Genomic DNA, 16,298 nt, shown 5'->3' with positions numbered 1-16,298 from the left:
AGGGCAAAATTTCGAAGCGCTGAGAGTACGGTACATCTTCATATACAGGGTAGAAGTGTTGAACTTGGCCAGCATCGACCCTCCAAGCCTCTTGATAACCTGACAGCTTCTCAGCAAAAAAATGACCGACACTGGGGTCCAGCGCAAAACTGACTCGGTCCACTGGTTTCGTCGGCGGTTCCTGGCCAAATTCGCAGTAACTCAAGGTGGACATCAGTGCCAATTGGTAGAGGTTCAAGGCACAAAACTGATCGTCCTTAGATAGAAGAGGCCGTAGTGCTCTTAACGGCCTGACCTCCAACACGGTGTGCTGATTCGCAAAGAGCACCAACCCGGCCAAGGTTGGCTGGGGTGGACCAAACCCAAGATCAGCCATCATTTTCAGCGCATGTCGCTGGGGGCGATGAATCCTTGGTGCCTCAGGCGGTAGGTGAGCGACATGCCGCACCACGTCACGCACTTCGATCTGGTAGAACTTATCTGCCTGTTGCTGCGCCGGATTGAGCTCTACACGCTGGCCGTCATTTCGGGAAAAGCGAGTTTTTTCGGCGCGAACCTGGAGTTCAGTGATAGGCAGTTTGTAAGTCACACGCGTCATCAGTTCAGTGTATGGCTTTTCTATTCCGGAATAGCGCTCGTCTAATGTGAGAACTATCGGGCCGCAGTAAAAGTCCTCCAGCTTGGCGAAACCCTCGCCATTTAAACGACCTCGGTACTGGCGTCCAGCGCTGTCGTGAAGTGTATAAGACAGACCACCATATACCTTCCCATTTCCCGCTTCATCAACTAAACAGAAACTCGCCCAATGCCCTCGTAAAAGACAGGCTGGCATTTTGCCGCTAAAGAACGGTTGCTTCCATGCATCCTGTTTCATGAGTCCGAGTCCTATTCCGTACATGTTGGATAGACGTTGCATATGCGTCCGTCTGGCATTTTGAAAGGTTTGAAATCAGTAGTATTTCCACGGCAGTACGCAAACACATCATCCAAATCTTCACCCATACAACGCTTCCAGCCACCTGATACTGCTACCCAACTGTCATCAATAGCGGGCTGTTCTTCATCGGTTAAACCCAAGACCATTCTCAACGTTTTCCCTGCTAACTGATTCCTCCACACCACGCCGCCGGCTCGGGCCACACGTAACTGCCCAGCGTCATCAAATGAATTGCATTTCAGAACTTTCCTGATCGCGTGCAGCGGTCCTATGGTGCGAAAAAACCACTGACACCGTCCCGGCAACTCCTGAACACCAGACTCAGGCATACCCGCCATACCCGGATCCAACCGATCACGCACACCAATAAACGCAAAATCCCCTCCGACATCCGACCAGCGCTCCCCCCACTTCGCATACATATCAAACGTGATACTGCGCAACACCAACGGACACCCATCCACCTGCTCGGTCAGGGGCACCTCAAAACTCACCCTGTTGGCAACCGGCTTACCTGGCGTGTCAAAAACCTTAAAGTCCGGCCGCTTGCCTCGCCGTCGCGGCAACGTGCAAGTCTCGCCCGTCGCAGGTTGGTAAACTGCATCGCCTCTGAATCTGAAAGTCGCCGGAAGGTCAACCTCCAACGTGAAGCTATCGACAGGTTTCGTCCCACACCCGGAAGTCGCCAGAACACCACCGGCAAGTAACCCCAACATGATTCCCTTACGCATCGCGACTCGCTCCCTGTGCCCGACGCCGCTGCTCCAGCATCCGCTGAAAATGATCCGCCGCGAGTTCCCCCGGCACCGGTTGCCACTGGATAACGGCCTCCCCACTGGTCTCCAGCAAACGCTGCACCACCAAAAACTCCAACTGTTCGGGCGCCTCCCATTGCCAGTCCCGAGCCTGCTCCAACACCTGGGCGAGCCAGATTTTCGGGTCCTGATACTCGGCCAACCGGCAAAGGTCTTCGCTGTGTTCAGCCAGCAGGTAGCGCAGGATATTGCTTTGCAGAATGGCTCCAGACTGAGGATTGGGGACGTCGAGCCACGGTGCAGGATCGGGCACTGTGTGTTCACCGGGCGCCGGGTTGTTGCCACAATTCCAGCGTTGATCGTGCCAGTAGCACACGCTGATCAATGGCCCGAGCATGGCAGGCCATTCCTGGGTTGGTAGATGAGCCAAGGCTCGCGCGAACGTACGGTTGTCGTGGAAACGGTACAGCGCCTGGCTTCCCGCAGGCCCCACCAACAACCGTTCACGCCAATGCCGGATAACGCTAGACAAGTCTTCATCGGGCAGGCTGCCCAACCATCCCCAATTCAACTCAGGTTGTTGCAGTAACCTGACCAGCTCAGGCTCGCTGGCGTGATCCAGCAGCAGGATCAACGGGCCATTCGCGGCCAAGTCTCCCATGACGGTTCCACTGTAGAGATTGCAATACTGCGACACCGTGCGTGTCGCCAGCAGTGAGTGACATGCTTCGCTGTCGCCCTCAAGCATCAGGCACAGCCAGCGTCCTGCCTGCTGTTGTTGAGCCATCCAATGTCCAGGCGTGACCTCCATCAGGCTGCCCTCCCCGTGACATCGCACACACCTTCGCGACAACGCTCACACACCGGGCAGAAGTCAGCCCCCAGTTGCCTGGCTAACCCCATGACGGCTCCTTGTGCGGTGGACATCATTGGAGCGACTGCGACAATCGGCAACGAAGCTTCTTCACCCGGCCCGACAGGGTTCGCCGAACGGATTGCAGGAGGTTTGCCTCCCACGGTAATCGGGCGACTACTGAAAATCCCGCCGGCCTGAATCACCAGATGCTCACCACCAGCCTTGAAACTCAGCTGCACACCCGCCTCGATAACCAGGCTGGCACCCGCCTTGAGATGAATCTGCTGCCCGGCTTCGATCAGCAACACCTGGCCCACATGCATCTGGCTGCTGCCAGCCACCTGCAAGTGATCATCCGCCTCAAGCCGGACCTTGCGGTCACCGACAATACTGCGGTGTTCCTCATCCTCCAGGCTGGCGGTGCTCAAGCCACGGATGGTTTCCTGCCGCTGGCCTGCAATCTCCAGCCGGCTGTCATGACCCACGTGTTGCTCCAGATCGCGCTGGGCTCGCAGGTAGATGAGTTCCTCACCGCGCCGATCTTCCAGGTGCAGCTCATTGGCCCCCGCACCGCCTGGGGAGCTGCGACTGCGCAGGACGCTGCGGGTCTTGTGTTGTGGCAAGGGATAAGGCGGCATGTGCAAGGTATTGGGCAGGCAACCATTGATCAGCGGCTGATCGGGATCGCCCTCCAGAAAGGTCACCAACACCTCCATGCCCACTCGCGGGAGCATCATCGCGCCGTAACTGTCGCCGGCCCAACCGGAGGCAACTCGCACCCAGCAACTGCTTTTGTCATCACCGGGATCCAATCGATCCCAGTGAAACCGGATCTTGACCCGACCATATGGGTCGCAATGCACATCTTCACCCGCAGGCCCGGTGACCGTAGCGGTCTGGCTTGCAGCGATACGCGGCTTGGGGTGTTTGAGCGGTGGACGGAAAGGCGCTCGCCAAGGCGTTGCGGTGAACCGGTTACGGTAACCGCAGAAAGCGCCAGGCTCCGGTGTGACCTCCTCCAACACGTGGGGCTGATAGCCCTCGTGACGCACGCTGGTGATCAGCCACAAGTCATTGCACGACTGATCCGGGTGATCCTGCAATTCCAGAAAATGCCCACTGCACAGAGCAGGTTGATCACTCTTGCCCAGCGCCCGATAACGAGGCTGCTGGTGGCGCTCCAGGCCACGTCGGGCCAATTGCGCACCACGCCGATGACCGGTGAAGCCCGCCGGGTATTGGTAGTCTTCAAGAACCTCGGTCGATGAAGTCCCGGTCTGGTCCTGCAAACGCAACGACGGATGTTCGAAGTCATAGTCACGCCGTACCACCTGCCGGCTACGGGTCGACAGGCGTACATCAAAGCGCTGGATCACACTTTGATCTGCGGTCGAACGGCTGGAGCAATAGCGCTGCGCCGGCAATCGGCGAAACACCGTCTGATCGTCGCCAAATACCAGGAGATGCCCGTCCGGACTGTGACGCAAGTGGTAATGAATACCCTCCTCTTCACACAGCCGCTGGATAAAATGCAAATCGGTTTCTGCGTATTGCACACAGAACGTTCGAGGCGGATAAACCACCGGACCGAGCTCGAAGGCATAGGCATCCGCGAAAATGCCGTGGTGCTCCAATACCGCTGCGATGATCTGCGGCACGCTGCGTTGCTGGAAAATCCGCTGATCGCAGCGATGAGCCAGGTAGGCCAGACGTGGTACCAGGGTCAGGTGATAACGGGTCAGTCGGCTACCCGGATCATCCCGTCCAACCGCATAGATCTGCCCGTGAAGTCCTTGGCCAGGTTCACCGAAATCAAGATAGGCGGGTTGATGGAGAAGCGTCTCCAGATCAAGGGAGGGATTCTCACTGACCCATTGCACATAAACGGAGAAAGGCTGGTTGATGGTTTCATTGCCTTTGAAGGCAAGTACCTGGAAGTCATGGATAACACTTGGAATGATCAGTTTGAAACGGGAAGAAACATGCGCATTAAACATCCGTTGCTGTCCGCCACTAATTGCCACACTGAAAGAACTTTCCCTGTGCACCGATGAATTAGTTGTTTAAATCGGAGCCGAAGAGAAATCCCTGAACCGCCCTAAGGGTAGCGATCCCAGGGGAAATTCGGCTGTTTTAAAATAAAAAAGAAGTTTCGTACGTAAGCGAAAGAAGTGTCTTTTTAAAATAAAGAATCACAATCAAATAGCCAGCACCGGACAACTGGAAAAGTCCTACACTAATCTCATATTAATAACTTACTGATAGAGAACCAACTGACCCGGCCAATTAAGCCAGTCACGTTCTTATTCCGGTCTCTTGCCGTCGCGCGGTCCCGAACAGGCTGACATTGCTCAACGTTCCACCCTGCTGCTCCAATCGCACAGGTGCTGTCCCTCCCGGCATCACCACCGCGACCTCGCCCGCACCTACCCATCCCACACGCCAGGCAGCACAAGCCACCGCGCTGGCACTGGTGCCGGAGGACTCCGTAGGCCCTTCGCCGCGTTCGAACACCCGGGCAATCAAACGACTATCAGACTCCCGGGCCGCCCATTGCAGGTTGACCCCGGCGACGCAAGGCTGACCAGCGCCAACCGGGGGCGCAAAAGCAATCGTCTGCAGTGGTTCGAACAGGTCCAACTGATGCATCTGCTGGTTGCTCGGCAACAACGAAACCTGAGGTACCAGCGTCACGCAATGAGGATTACCCACGCGCACAAACTGACTGAGGCCCCATTGAGCGTTGATCGAAGACAGGCCCGAAACATGGCTCAGTTCACGACCGTTGAGCGACACCTGCCCAGTGCCCACGGCCCCCACTGCCGCCGGTCCGAACTCAGGGCGTCCCAGCGCCAGCCAGAAGCCCTGGATCCGGTCATGCACCGCGGGCTCAATCCGGGTCAGCACCGGTGACAACGTATCCGTCTTGTCATGATGCACCCGCAGCTCACACGCCTGCGCCATCAACCCTTGATCGGTCAACGCCTGGGCAAAGATCGTCAAGCCGTTGCCGCTACGTTCGGCCAGGGTGCCGTCGGTGTTGACGATCAGTAGATCGAATGGCGGCTCGGCCTGAAACGGCCCGACCAGCAAGCCATCACTGCGGTGAACCTTGCTCTCTGGAGGACGCGCCAGTGCTCCCCAACCACACTCGGCCGCCACCGCCGCCAGCGTCCAGGCATCCCGGGTACTCGCAGCCTGGGCAGCGTTGTCCGGTACAGCAATACCCTGACTGCGCAACAACGCAGGACTCACAACACCGTAAATGTTGCCCCGGGCGTCGTAGAAATGAGTCATTGCGCCGTCCGCATAAAGATTCGTACCACCTCCTCCAGATGTTTGCGCATGGCCTGTCGCGCACCTTCGGCATCCCGTTGCTCCAGGGCTTCCAGGATTTTGCGGTGCTCGTCTTCGGAACGATGAGGCATATCGTCAGAGGTGTAGTGCGCCTGCAACCGCTGGAACATGCTGCCGTAACGGTGGCCCAGCAAGTGCGCAATCATCAGCGCATACGCCGGGTTACCCGAGGCCTGGGCAATACGGATATGGAACAGGCGATCGCCTGGGTGGGTATGCGAGCCTTCGCGGTTGTCTTGAACATTGCGCTCGAACGCCTCCCGGATACCCGCCAGTTCTTCGTCGGTGGCGTGTTTGGCGGCCAGGGCTGCGGCCTCCGGTTCAATCAGACGACGGGCCTGCAGCAGGGAAAACGGTGGGATTTCAGCGTTGAAGTCGACGTGCAAATCCAGTTCCGGATCAAACTCCTGCCATTGATCCCGAGTAGCCAGGGCCATCACCGGCTCCTGACTGACCTTTGGCTGCGCCGGTTCACACACCAGCACGCCATTACCGACGCGCACATCCACCAGGCCGATCACTTCCAGAGCAATCATGGCCTCCCGGACGGACGCACGGCTTACGCCCAACAACTTGGCCAGTTCCCGCTCGGCCGGAAGGCGGCTGCCCGGAGGAAATTCACCGCTGTCGATCAGTGCTCGCAACTGATCGGCGATCTGTCGGTAAAGACGTTGGTTATCAATTACTTGAAATGGCATCTAGGCTCAGCTCGACTCATGCACAGCCAGGAAAAACCAGTCAACCCGCAAAAAAGCCGCTTGTTGACTGGGAAGTCCCGTGCTAAAAATTGGATCAATGGCCTGACCATTGGATCGTTTCCACTGGGCTGATCATAGCAAACCCCTCAGGTTTCGCTACGAGCCATATTCAGGCGCTTTACGCCCTCAATGGCCTGACCATTGAGCCAATAATAACAATCAAGGGAGTCTGTCATGGACCTCACCGGTAAACGCGTGTTGATCACCGCCGCAGCGCAAGGCATTGGCCGCGCCAGTGTCGAAGCCTATCTGGCGGCGGGTGCCGAGGTGATTGCCGCCGACATCAATCAACAGGCACTCGCCGACCTGCCGGGCGCGCAGACGGTCGTGCTGGACGTCACCGACGCCGCGGCCATCCAACGCCTGGCCGCACACACCGGCCCTCTCGATGTGTTGTTCAACTGTGCCGGTGTGGTTCATGCCGGCAATATCCTGGAATGCCCGGAAAGTGACTGGGCGTTTGCCATGGACCTAAACGTCACCGCCATGTACCGCATGATCCGCGCCTTCCTTCCCGGCATGCTAACGACGGGAGGTGGGTCGATCATCAACATGTCGTCGGTGGCCTCCAGCCTCAAAGGCGTGCCCAACCGCTTCGCCTACTGCGCCAGCAAGGCGGCGGTCATCGGCCTGACGAAATCCGTGGCCGCCGACTTCGTCACGCGGGGCATTCGCTGCAATGCCATCTGTCCTGGCACGGTGGAGTCGCCGTCGCTGCATCAGCGCATTGCCGAGCAGGCGACCCGCGAAGGTCGGCAACAGGATGAGGTCTACGCCGCCTTCACCGGCCGCCAGCCGATGGGCCGCCTGGGCACACCACAGGAAATCGCCCAGCTGGCGCTGTACCTCGGTTCCGATGCCAGCGCCTTTACCACCGGCACCACCCAGATTATCGACGGCGGCTGGAGCAACTGACCGCCCTGCTCCTTCTACTTATCAGAGGATTGCCCATGAAACTGTTGCGTTATGGTGAGAAAGGTCAGGAACGCCCGGCCCTGCTGGACAAGGACGGTCAGTTGCGGGACTTGTCCGCCCATATCAGCGATATCGCAGGCAGCGCCCTACTCCCGCACAACCTGGCTCGCCTGCAAGACCTCGATCCCGCCAGTCTGCCTCTGGTAGCGGGCACCCCTCGACTGGGAGCCTGTGTCGGGCAAGTCGGAAAATTCATCTGCATCGGCCTGAACTACGCCGATCACGCAGCAGAAACCGGAGCGCCGATTCCAGACGAACCGATCATCTTCAACAAATGGACCAGCGCCATTGTTGGCCCCAACGACAACATCGAGATCCCTCGCCACTCACACAAGACCGACTGGGAAGTTGAGCTGGGCGTGGTGATCGGCCAAGGCGGGCGCTATATCGATGAAAGTCGGGCCATGGAGCATGTCGCCGGTTATTGCGTGATCAACGACGTGTCCGAGCGTGAATTCCAACTGGAGCGCGGCGGCACCTGGGACAAGGGTAAAGGCTGCGACACCTTCGGCCCGCTGGGGCCCTGGCTGGTCAGCCGTGATGAAATCGGCGACCCACATCAACTGGCAATCTGGCTGGAGGTCGACGGCCACCGTTATCAGAACGGCAACACCCGCACCATGATTTTCCAGATCCCCAAATTGATCAGCTACCTGAGCCAGTTCATGAGCCTGCAACCGGGGGATGTGATTTCCACCGGTACCCCGCCCGGTGTCGGCCTGGGGATCAAGCCCACGCCGATCTACCTCAAGGCCGGGCAAAAAATCCGCCTGGGCATCGAGGGTCTGGGCGAACAGAACCAGACCACGGTCGACGCCTGACAAGAGCCAAGGAGCCGTTCATGACCACCATTACCGCGATTCGCGTCGAAGATATCCGCTTTCCTACGTCCCAGTCGTTGGACGGTTCCGACGCCATGAACCCGGACCCAGACTACTCGGCCGCCTACGTGATTCTGCAAACCGATAATCCGGCCGTTGAAGGCCACGGCCTGACGTTCACCATCGGTCGTGGCAACGAAATCTGCTGCGCGGCGATCAAGGCCATGGAACCGCTGCTGGTGGGCCTGACGCTGGAATGGATCAGCGAAGACATGGGCCGCTTCTGGCGTCATGTCACCAGCGACAGCCAACTGCGCTGGATCGGTCCGGACAAGGGCGCCATCCACTTGGCCACCGGCGCCATCGTCAACGCCGCGTGGGATCTATGGGCCAAGGCCGAAGGAAAACCCCTGTGGCGCCTGGTGGCCGACATGAGCCCGGAACAACTGGTGCGCTGCATCGACTTCCGCTACATCACCGACTGCATCACCGCGCCCGAAGCCCTGGCCCTGCTGCGTCAACGCGCCGAAGGCAAAGCCCAGCGCCTGGCCAACCTGCAAGCCCACGGCTACCCCTGCTACACCACCTCGGCGGGCTGGCTCGGTTATGGCGATGACAAGCTGCGCCGGCTGTGTCAGGAAGCGGTGGATGCGGGTTTCAACCACGTCAAACTCAAGGTCGGCCATGACTTGCAGGACGACCTGCGCCGAGTACGCATCGCTCGTGAAGTGTTGGGACCGGACCGTCAGTTGATGATCGACGCCAATCAGGTGTGGGAAGTGGATACCGCCATCGACTGGGTACGGGAATTGGCGTTTGCCAAACCCTGGTTTATCGAGGAGCCCACCAGCCCCGACGATATCGAGGGCCATCGCAAGATTCGCCTGGGTGTGGCGCCGGTCAAGGTCGCCACTGGCGAGATGTGCCAGAACCGGATCATCTTCAAGCAATTGATCATGCGTGAAGCCATCGATGTGGTGCAGATTGACGCCTGCCGCCTGGGCGGGGTCAATGAGGTGCTCGCAGTGATGCTGATGGCGGCCAAGTACAACTTGCCCGTGTGCCCGCATGCCGGGGGTGTCGGGCTTTGCGAGTACGTGCAGCATTTGTCGATGATCGATTACCTGTGCATTGCCGGCACCCATGACGGTCGGGTGATCGAATATGTCGACCACCTGCACGAGCATTTCGAGGAGCCGTGCGTGGTGCGTGGCGCGGCCTATATGCCGCCTCAGGCACCAGGTTTTTCGATCCAGATGAAAGCCGCGTCCCGTGAGCAATACCGTCACCGGCCTTGAGACGAACTGCAATCGAACGGACGGAGCACAAGAATAATGTCGTCCCCAACACCTTTGAGGCTCGATGCGCACCAGCACTTCTGGCGCTACCGGGCCGCTGACTATCCGTGGATCGGCTCGCCTGAAGCCGACCTGCGCCGGGACTTTGTCCCACAGGATTTACGACCCTTGCTCGACGCCGCCGGCCTGGACGGCTGCATTGCGGTACAGGCCAGGGCCGGGGAACAGGAGACCGATGCACTGTTGGATATGGCGCAGCAATACCCGTGGATACTCGGCGTGGTGGGTTGGGTCGACCTGTGCGACCCGACGCTTGAGCAGCACCTGGAGCAGTGGAGCGACCGGCGAAGGCTCAAGGGCTTTCGCCACCAGATTCAGGACGAGCCACGGCCCGCTACCTTCATGGCTGACCCCGGCTTTTCCCGTGGCCTGCAACACCTGCAACAACAAGGCTACGTCTACGAGGTGCTGATCCGCTGCGCCGACCTCGACGCCGCGACCGCGATGTGCCAGCGCCACGACCACCATCACCTGGTGCTTGATCATCTGGGTAAACCGGACATCACCAACGGCCCTGCCGGCTGGGCTGAACACTTGGCGCCACTGGCCGCCCTGCCCCATGTCAGTTGCAAACTGTCGGGCCTGCTCACCGAGGCCGGGCCCGATCAACGCAATGCTAATGCCTTGCGCCCCTTTATCGAACTGGCCCTGGAACTGTTCGGCGCCGAACGCCTGATGTTCGGCTCCGACTGGCCGGTGTGCCTGCTGGCCGGCGAATACGCAGACACCTGCCAATTGCTGGAGCACACCCTCGGCCACCTGTCGCCCAGCGAGCACCAGGCCATCTGGGGCGGTACCGCCCAGCGGGTCTATCACCTTGAAGGAAACTGCCCATGAATCTGCATTTGCAGGACCACGTGATCATCGTCACCGGCGGCGGCTCGGGGATTGGCGCGGCCATCTCCCTGGGGTTGATTGCTGAAGGTGCGATCCCGGTGATCCTCGGTCATCAGCCCTTGTCCGCCGCCTTTGCCGCCCAGCTTGAACAGGCGGGCAAGAGCCACTTCGTGCGCGTCGAGTTGCGCGATGAAGAGGCCTGTCGCGCCGCCGTCAACGAAGTGCTGCAACGCTTCGGGCGTATCGACGGGTTGGTGAATAACGCCGGGGTTAACGATGGCGTAGGCCTGGAAGCCGGGCGTGCCGCCTTCGTCGAATCCCTGGAAAAGAACCTGATTCACTATTACCTGATGACCCACCTGTGCCTCGACGCGCTCAAGACCAGCCGCGGGGCCATCGTCAATATCAGCTCCAAAACCGCCCTCACCGGCCAGGGCGGCACCAGCGGCTACACCGCCGCCAAGGGCGCGCAATTGTCCCTGACCCGGGAATGGGCCGCGTCGTTACTTGAGCATGGGATTCGCGTCAACGCAGTGGTGCCCGCCGAAGTGCTGACGCCGCTGTACCAACGCTGGATCGACGGATTCGACAATCCAGAAGCCAAGCTGGCCGCCATCGTTGAAAAAATCCCCCTGGGTAAGCGGATGACCACCCCCGAGGAAATTGCCGACAGCGTGCTGTTCCTGCTCTCACCTCGCGCGTCCCACACTACCGGGCAATGGCTGGTGGTGGACGGTGGCTACACCCATCTGGACCGGGCGCTGACATGAACGGCCAACGTTACTGTCTGGCACTGGACCTGGTGGACGATACGGCATTGATCGCCGAGTACCAGCAGTTGCATCAGCGCATCTGGCCCAGCGTGGCCGAGCACCTGCGCAGCCAACAGGTGCTGGACATGCAGATCTGGCGCCTGGGCACACGGCTGTTCATGGTCATGGACACCACGGCCGGTTTCAGTTTCGACGCACTGGAACGTGCCGCGCAGGCCAATCCCGAGGTGCAACGCTGGGAGTCGTTGATGTGGCGCTTCCAGGCGCCCACGCCGTGGACCGATCCGGGCAGCAAATGGCAGCCCATGAAGCAGATGTTCAGCCTTATCGACCAACCCTGACCTTCCAATTGCAAGTCCCGCTGCATCGCACGCCTTGATCCCATAAAAACAACAGGAGAAGCGTCATGTTAAGCAAAGAAACGAGAGTGGCAGACGGCGCCCTACGCGCCGCCGTGCCGACCTATCGCTGGGCACTGATCCTGGTGACCAGCCTGTTCTTCCTCTGGGGCTTGTCCTATGGCTTGCTGGACGTGCTGAACAAACACTTCCAGGAAACCTTGCACGTCAGCAAAGCCCAGTCCGGCCTCTTGCAAAGCGCCTACTTCGGCGCCTATTTCCTGATTGCCCTGCCGGCGGGATTGTTGATGGACCGTCACGGCTACAAGGCCGGAATCCTGCTGGGCTTGTGCCTGTACGCGGCGGGCGCCCTGCTGTTCATGCCCGCGGCGGCAGCGGCCAGTTTCCCGTTCTTCCTGTTCGCGTTGTTTGTGATTGCCTGCGGCCTGGGTTGCCTGGAGACGGCCGCCAACCCTTACGCCACCGTGTTGGGTGAGCCTCAGGGCGCCGAGCGACGCTTGAACCTGGCGCAATCGTTCAACGGCCTGGGTCAGTTCTTCGGCCCGCTGATTGGCGGTGCGATGTTTTTCAGCGCCGGCAGCACGCCCGCCTCGGACATGGGTTCGCTGCAAACGACCTATGTGGTGATCGCCATTCTGGTGCTGCTGGTGGCGGTGCTGATTGCCCGTACGCCATTGCCGGATTTGCGGGCACAGGAACAGGCGCTGCAACCGGGCAGTGGCCAGGGTTTGTGGCAACATCGGGAGTTTGTCGGCGGCGTGATCACGCAGTTTTTCTACGTGGCGGCCCAGGTTGGCGTCGGCGCATTTTTTATCAACTACGTCACCGAACACTGGGCGCAGATGAGTAGCCAGCGGGCGGCCTATTTGTTGTCGATCGCCATGCTGGTCTTCATGTTCGGACGGTTTTTCAGTACCTGGCTGATGGGGCGGGTCAGCGCCCAGCGGTTGCTGCTGATTTACGCGCTGATCAACATTGCCTTGTGTGCATTGGTGGTAATGGGGCTGGAAGGCGTGTCGGTGATTGCGCTGATCGCGGTGTTTTTCTTCATGTCGATCATGTTCCCGACGCTGTTTGCCATGGGTGTGAAAAACCTCGGGCCACATACCAAGCGGGGCAGTTCGTTCATGATCATGGCGATTGTCGGCGGCGCGTTGATGCCCTACCTGATGGGCAAGGTGGCCGACCACAGTTCGGTGGCGCTTGCCTACCTGTTGCCCCTGGGCTGCTTTGTGATTGTCGCGGTATACGCCCGTAGCCGGTTGCGGCACGGCTAATGGCATAGAAGTGGCGTAAAGGCCTGTGGGCTACAGGTAATCGACACATCCGTGTAGCCGCTGTGCAGGTGCGCTTTCAAAGACCTTGAAAGGGCTGACACGTTTGGCGGTATCCCGCAGGTACACCTGAGCAGCTCCGGCCAGTAAAGGATTGGCCTGGAAGGTGGTAATCCACCGCAAGAGTCCTGGGGTTCATCAGTTCTCACTGGGATTACTCACCTTCCAGGCCACCTCACACAAAGCACAGGCCATCGCCCTACAGATAGGTAGCAGTTGAGTGGCGAAGCAAGGGAATAGCGTTCCATGATCGTAAAAACAAAAGCCGGCAGCGTTTGGCTAAAGCCAGGGCAAGTTGAGCCATTCCAAGGGAACCCCGCTCGCTCGATACCGCCTGATGTGCAAGGATGTTGCGCAGCACATCGTCGTTGAACGCAAAACCAAGGATTTTTCATGACCGCCATCAGCACCCCAGCGCCCGTGGTTCCCGGGCGGCTGGAACAAATGTCGACCCGTATCGCGTTTTTCATCGCAGGTTTCGGCATCGCCGCCTGGGCACCGCTGGTGCCGTATGCCAAGGCTCGGGCGCAACTCGATGAAGGCACGTTGGGGTTGCTGTTGTTATGCCTTGGCGTCGGTTCGATCATCGCCATGCCGGCAGCGGGTGCCCTGGCATCGCGCTTCGGCTGCCGACGGGTACTGACCGGCGGGACGATTCTGATCTGCCTGGCCTTGCCGTTGCTGGCCACTGTCAGCTCAATTCCATTGTTGATGGCTGCACTGTTTCTGTTTGGTGCAGGCCTGGGTGCGGTGGACTCCACGGTCAACCTGCAGGCGGTGATCGTTGAACGGGCCAGCGGCAAGACCATGATGTCGGGCTTCCACGGGCTGTTCAGCCTCGGTGGCATCGTCGGTGCGGCAGGTGTCAGCGGGTTGCTGGGGCTGGGCCTGTCGCCGCTGGCGGCCATCCTGGTGGTGATCGTCATCATCGCGCTGGCGCTGCTCAAGGCCGGACCACACTTGCTGCCCTACGGCAGCGAAAGTTCGGGGCCGGCCTTTGCCATCCCCCATGGCGTTGTGCTGTTTATCGGCTGCTTGTGCTTTATCGTGTTTCTCGCCGAAGGCGCTGTTCTGGACTGGAGTGCGGTGTTCCTCAGTGCCGAGCGCGGGCTGGATGAGGCCTACGCGGGCCTGGGCTACGCAGCATTTGCCTTGACCATGACCGCCGGACGCCTGACCGGTGATGCCATCGTTCGCCGTCTGGGTGCTACCCGGGTCATCGTGATCGGTGGCGCATTGGCCGCGGCCGGCATGCTGTTGGCGACGCTGCTCCCTGCCTGGGAAACCGCCCTGCTGGGTTATGCACTGGTGGGTGCCGGGTGCTCGAATATCGTGCCGGTGTTGTACACCGCCGTCGGCAAGCAGCAGGTCATGCCGGAACACATTGCCGTGCCCGCCATCACCACCCTGGGTTATGCCGGCATTCTTTCCGGCCCGGCGATGATCGGCTTTATCGCCCATGGCAGTAGCTTGAGTGCCGCCTTTGTGCTGATCGCAGTGCTGCTGGCGGGCGTGGCGATCAGCGGGAAAGTACTGCGGGTGTAGACACTCAACGCCTCATAGGTTGGAGCGTTGAGAGGGGTTACCGAAGGTATTATTTTTAAGCCAGCATTCAACGTCTTTGTTGCTTAGCCACCCCCTCTGGTAGTGGCTGCCGAAAATACGACGTCCGCTGGCCTGGGTACTCTCCAAAGAACGCAATAGCCCCGGACGATACACAAGATTTTTTGACATATACACGTGCTGTTCATCGTACTTTTTTCTGGGCAGCCCCGTGACCAGGTCCAGGACAACGCCACCCCCCGTATCAACTTCGTTCGGGTCTTTGCTTATGGCAACCAGCTGCTCAATTTTGACGTAGCCGATTTTTTCAAAAAAAATGGTTCGGTCCTGCGACTTGTCACGGAACGCCTCAAACATCGCCTGAAACGCCTGAACCAGTTCGACATTGGTTTTTACGTGAAAAGGATCCGGGCTGAACGTGTCGGGATCACTGTTACCAAACAGCCTCTTCGTAGCCCGCAAAAGACTTTGCCGGGTAATAAACCCCTCCTCGTCGAGGATCGCGTCGATCAATCGTGGACGGCGGATAAGTGCCTTGGCCAGTAAGATCGAGTTATTCAGTTCTTGGCTCGGTCCCATTTTTTCACTGGCAATTCGCTGCAGGGAAGCCAGCTTCAGCCCCTCATTTTTCATGGAAGTTTTCCAACATGGAAAAATGAATGCCCAGCGCCTTCACTAACTGACTGTCCGGCAATTGCGTGTAGGGGTTCCCGAGACCTGCGCGCGTGGCGGGAACGTTCTGCAGTTCCCGGTGGTGCAATGCAACCTCATAGGGATTGGCCCATCGCAAGGGACGCCTGAAGCCCGAAGATCGAACCGTGTTGATCAAACGTTGATGATCGTCTTCCCGAACCGAATGTACCTCATGTGCTTTTTGCTGTGCTTCATCCGGTATCGCATCAAATCGACCTATAGCACCAGGCCGCAGGTAGGGTAACCCACCATCAATTGCCATTCTTCATGCCCACCTTTTCCCAATCCGTACTGACCCTGTCATCACCACCGTAACAGCGCACATCGCTGGAGTAACAGTGGTTAAACACGCACAAAAGTATGTGGCCACCCACAAGCAATGGTTCCGAGGCGATCGATCAATTTCGATGACTGCATGTAAACGGTCAGCGGATGCCGGGAAGCTGCATCACTCGGGTTTGCGCGTCGTTGGCAAAGAGGATGTTTGCGATTTGGGCCCTCCCATAAAGGCCTTCACTGCCTTGATCATGGACTCCATGGCCACACCAGCCTTGGCTAGCGGATGGAGGTCCGCAGCGGTTGGGGCTTGATGGGGCAGCATGCCTTTAGCGAAATCCTCCGCAACGGGCGCCTTGAATGTGTGTTGGCCGGCGAACTTTTTTACGCGCAGGGCTTCTCCGCTGCCTTCGGCAAGCGGGCCCGACAGATCGGAAGGGAGGGACCCCTCCTTGTTTTCGCAAGGAGACGCGCGAAAGGATTGCTGGGGTCCGGGAGTACGAGTTCCAAAAGACGTTGAGGTCATGTCTAAGCCCTCGCTAGGAGTGAAAAGCCTTCGGCGTCATAACAGCCATCGGATACCCCTGTGTGGCAATCCGGCAGAAATAGTTCCTAACCATTGAAATGACCCGCAACTGAAAACATC

15 protein-coding genes and 1 pseudogene are annotated in these 16,298 nt (G+C 59.1%); 8 read left to right on the top strand and 8 right to left on the bottom strand.

The features are described from left to right. From J7E41_RS25030 to J7E41_RS25005, 6 genes and pseudogenes are all read right to left on the bottom strand, one after another. A pseudogene (locus tag J7E41_RS25030) lies at positions 1-874 on the bottom strand (lipase family protein); the annotation flags it as partial. 11 nt (positions 875-885) lie between these two features. Then, the gene (locus J7E41_RS25025; protein WP_214996962.1) at positions 886-1,668 is read right to left on the bottom strand and encodes a hypothetical protein; all 783 of its coding nucleotides are present in this window, start codon (positions 1,666-1,668) and stop codon (positions 886-888) included. Further along, positions 1,661-2,503, bottom strand: a complete 843-nt coding sequence (locus J7E41_RS25020; RefSeq protein ID WP_214996961.1) for a DUF4123 domain-containing protein — start codon at positions 2,501-2,503, stop codon at positions 1,661-1,663. Before J7E41_RS25020 ends, J7E41_RS25025 begins: the two co-directional genes overlap by 8 nt. Then, positions 2,503-4,545 (bottom strand): type VI secretion system tip protein VgrG, encoded by a 2,043-nt coding sequence (locus tag J7E41_RS25015; RefSeq protein ID WP_214996960.1) that lies wholly within the window; start codon positions 4,543-4,545, stop codon positions 2,503-2,505. The genes J7E41_RS25020 and J7E41_RS25015 overlap by 1 nt, the downstream gene beginning before the upstream one ends. Positions 4,546-4,843: 298 nt before the next feature. After that, positions 4,844-5,845 (bottom strand): diaminopimelate epimerase, encoded by a 1,002-nt coding sequence (locus J7E41_RS25010; protein ID WP_214996959.1) that lies wholly within the window; start codon positions 5,843-5,845, stop codon positions 4,844-4,846. Then, positions 5,842-6,603 (bottom strand): FadR/GntR family transcriptional regulator, encoded by a 762-nt coding sequence (locus J7E41_RS25005; protein WP_214996958.1) that lies wholly within the window; start codon positions 6,601-6,603, stop codon positions 5,842-5,844. Before J7E41_RS25005 ends, J7E41_RS25010 begins: the two co-directional genes overlap by 4 nt. 234 nt (positions 6,604-6,837) lie before the next feature. Here J7E41_RS25005 and J7E41_RS25000 point away from each other — a divergent pair, with 234 nt between their 5' ends. The 8 genes from J7E41_RS25000 to J7E41_RS24965 all read left to right on the top strand — a co-directional run bounded on the left by J7E41_RS25000 (position 6,838) and on the right by J7E41_RS24965 (position 14,665). Then, on the top strand, positions 6,838-7,578 hold the full coding sequence (locus J7E41_RS25000; RefSeq protein ID WP_214996957.1) for an SDR family oxidoreductase: 741 nt from the start codon (positions 6,838-6,840) through the stop codon (positions 7,576-7,578). A 35-nt stretch (positions 7,579-7,613) separates the two neighbouring features. Then, positions 7,614-8,459 carry a fumarylacetoacetate hydrolase family protein gene (locus J7E41_RS24995; protein WP_214996956.1) on the top strand — a complete coding sequence of 282 codons (846 nt, stop codon included), beginning with the start codon at positions 7,614-7,616 and terminating at the stop codon, positions 8,457-8,459. A 20-nt stretch (positions 8,460-8,479) separates the two neighbouring features. Beyond that, the gene (locus J7E41_RS24990) at positions 8,480-9,757 is read left to right on the top strand and encodes an L-fuconate dehydratase (RefSeq protein ID WP_214996955.1); all 1,278 of its coding nucleotides are present in this window, start codon (positions 8,480-8,482) and stop codon (positions 9,755-9,757) included. A 36-nt stretch (positions 9,758-9,793) separates the two neighbouring features. Next, positions 9,794-10,654: an amidohydrolase family protein gene (locus J7E41_RS24985; protein WP_214996954.1), complete on the top strand. Its 861-nt coding sequence runs from the start codon at positions 9,794-9,796 to the stop codon at positions 10,652-10,654. Then, positions 10,651-11,424: an SDR family oxidoreductase gene (locus tag J7E41_RS24980; protein WP_214996953.1), complete on the top strand. Its 774-nt coding sequence runs from the start codon at positions 10,651-10,653 to the stop codon at positions 11,422-11,424. The genes J7E41_RS24985 and J7E41_RS24980 overlap by 4 nt, the downstream gene beginning before the upstream one ends. Beyond that, complete coding sequence (locus J7E41_RS24975) at positions 11,421-11,768, top strand: L-rhamnose mutarotase (RefSeq protein WP_214996952.1); 348 nt, start codon at positions 11,421-11,423, stop codon at positions 11,766-11,768. The genes J7E41_RS24980 and J7E41_RS24975 overlap by 4 nt, the downstream gene beginning before the upstream one ends. A 65-nt stretch (positions 11,769-11,833) precedes the next feature. Next, on the top strand, positions 11,834-13,063 hold the full coding sequence (locus tag J7E41_RS24970) for a sugar MFS transporter (RefSeq protein ID WP_214996951.1): 1,230 nt from the start codon (positions 11,834-11,836) through the stop codon (positions 13,061-13,063). A gap of 450 nt (positions 13,064-13,513) precedes the next feature. Then, positions 13,514-14,665, top strand: coding sequence for an MFS transporter (locus tag J7E41_RS24965; RefSeq protein ID WP_214996950.1), 1,152 nt, complete (start codon positions 13,514-13,516; stop codon positions 14,663-14,665). A gap of 12 nt (positions 14,666-14,677) precedes the next feature. Here J7E41_RS24965 and J7E41_RS24960 read toward each other — a convergent pair whose 3' ends face one another. Then, positions 14,678-15,316, bottom strand: a complete 639-nt coding sequence (locus J7E41_RS24960) for a type III secretion effector protein (RefSeq protein WP_214996949.1) — start codon at positions 15,314-15,316, stop codon at positions 14,678-14,680. Next, the gene (locus J7E41_RS24955) at positions 15,306-15,638 is read right to left on the bottom strand and encodes a hypothetical protein (RefSeq protein ID WP_214996948.1); all 333 of its coding nucleotides are present in this window, start codon (positions 15,636-15,638) and stop codon (positions 15,306-15,308) included. The genes J7E41_RS24960 and J7E41_RS24955 overlap by 11 nt, the downstream gene beginning before the upstream one ends. Positions 15,639-16,298: the final 660 nt, after the last annotated feature.

This window comes from Pseudomonas fluorescens, assembly GCF_018614655.1.
In the GTDB taxonomy this organism is placed as follows: Bacteria; Pseudomonadota; Gammaproteobacteria; order Pseudomonadales; family Pseudomonadaceae; genus Aquipseudomonas; species Aquipseudomonas fluorescens_BX.
The sequence above is the reverse complement of the archived record's forward strand: the minus strand, read 5'-3'. Positions and strand labels throughout refer to the sequence as shown.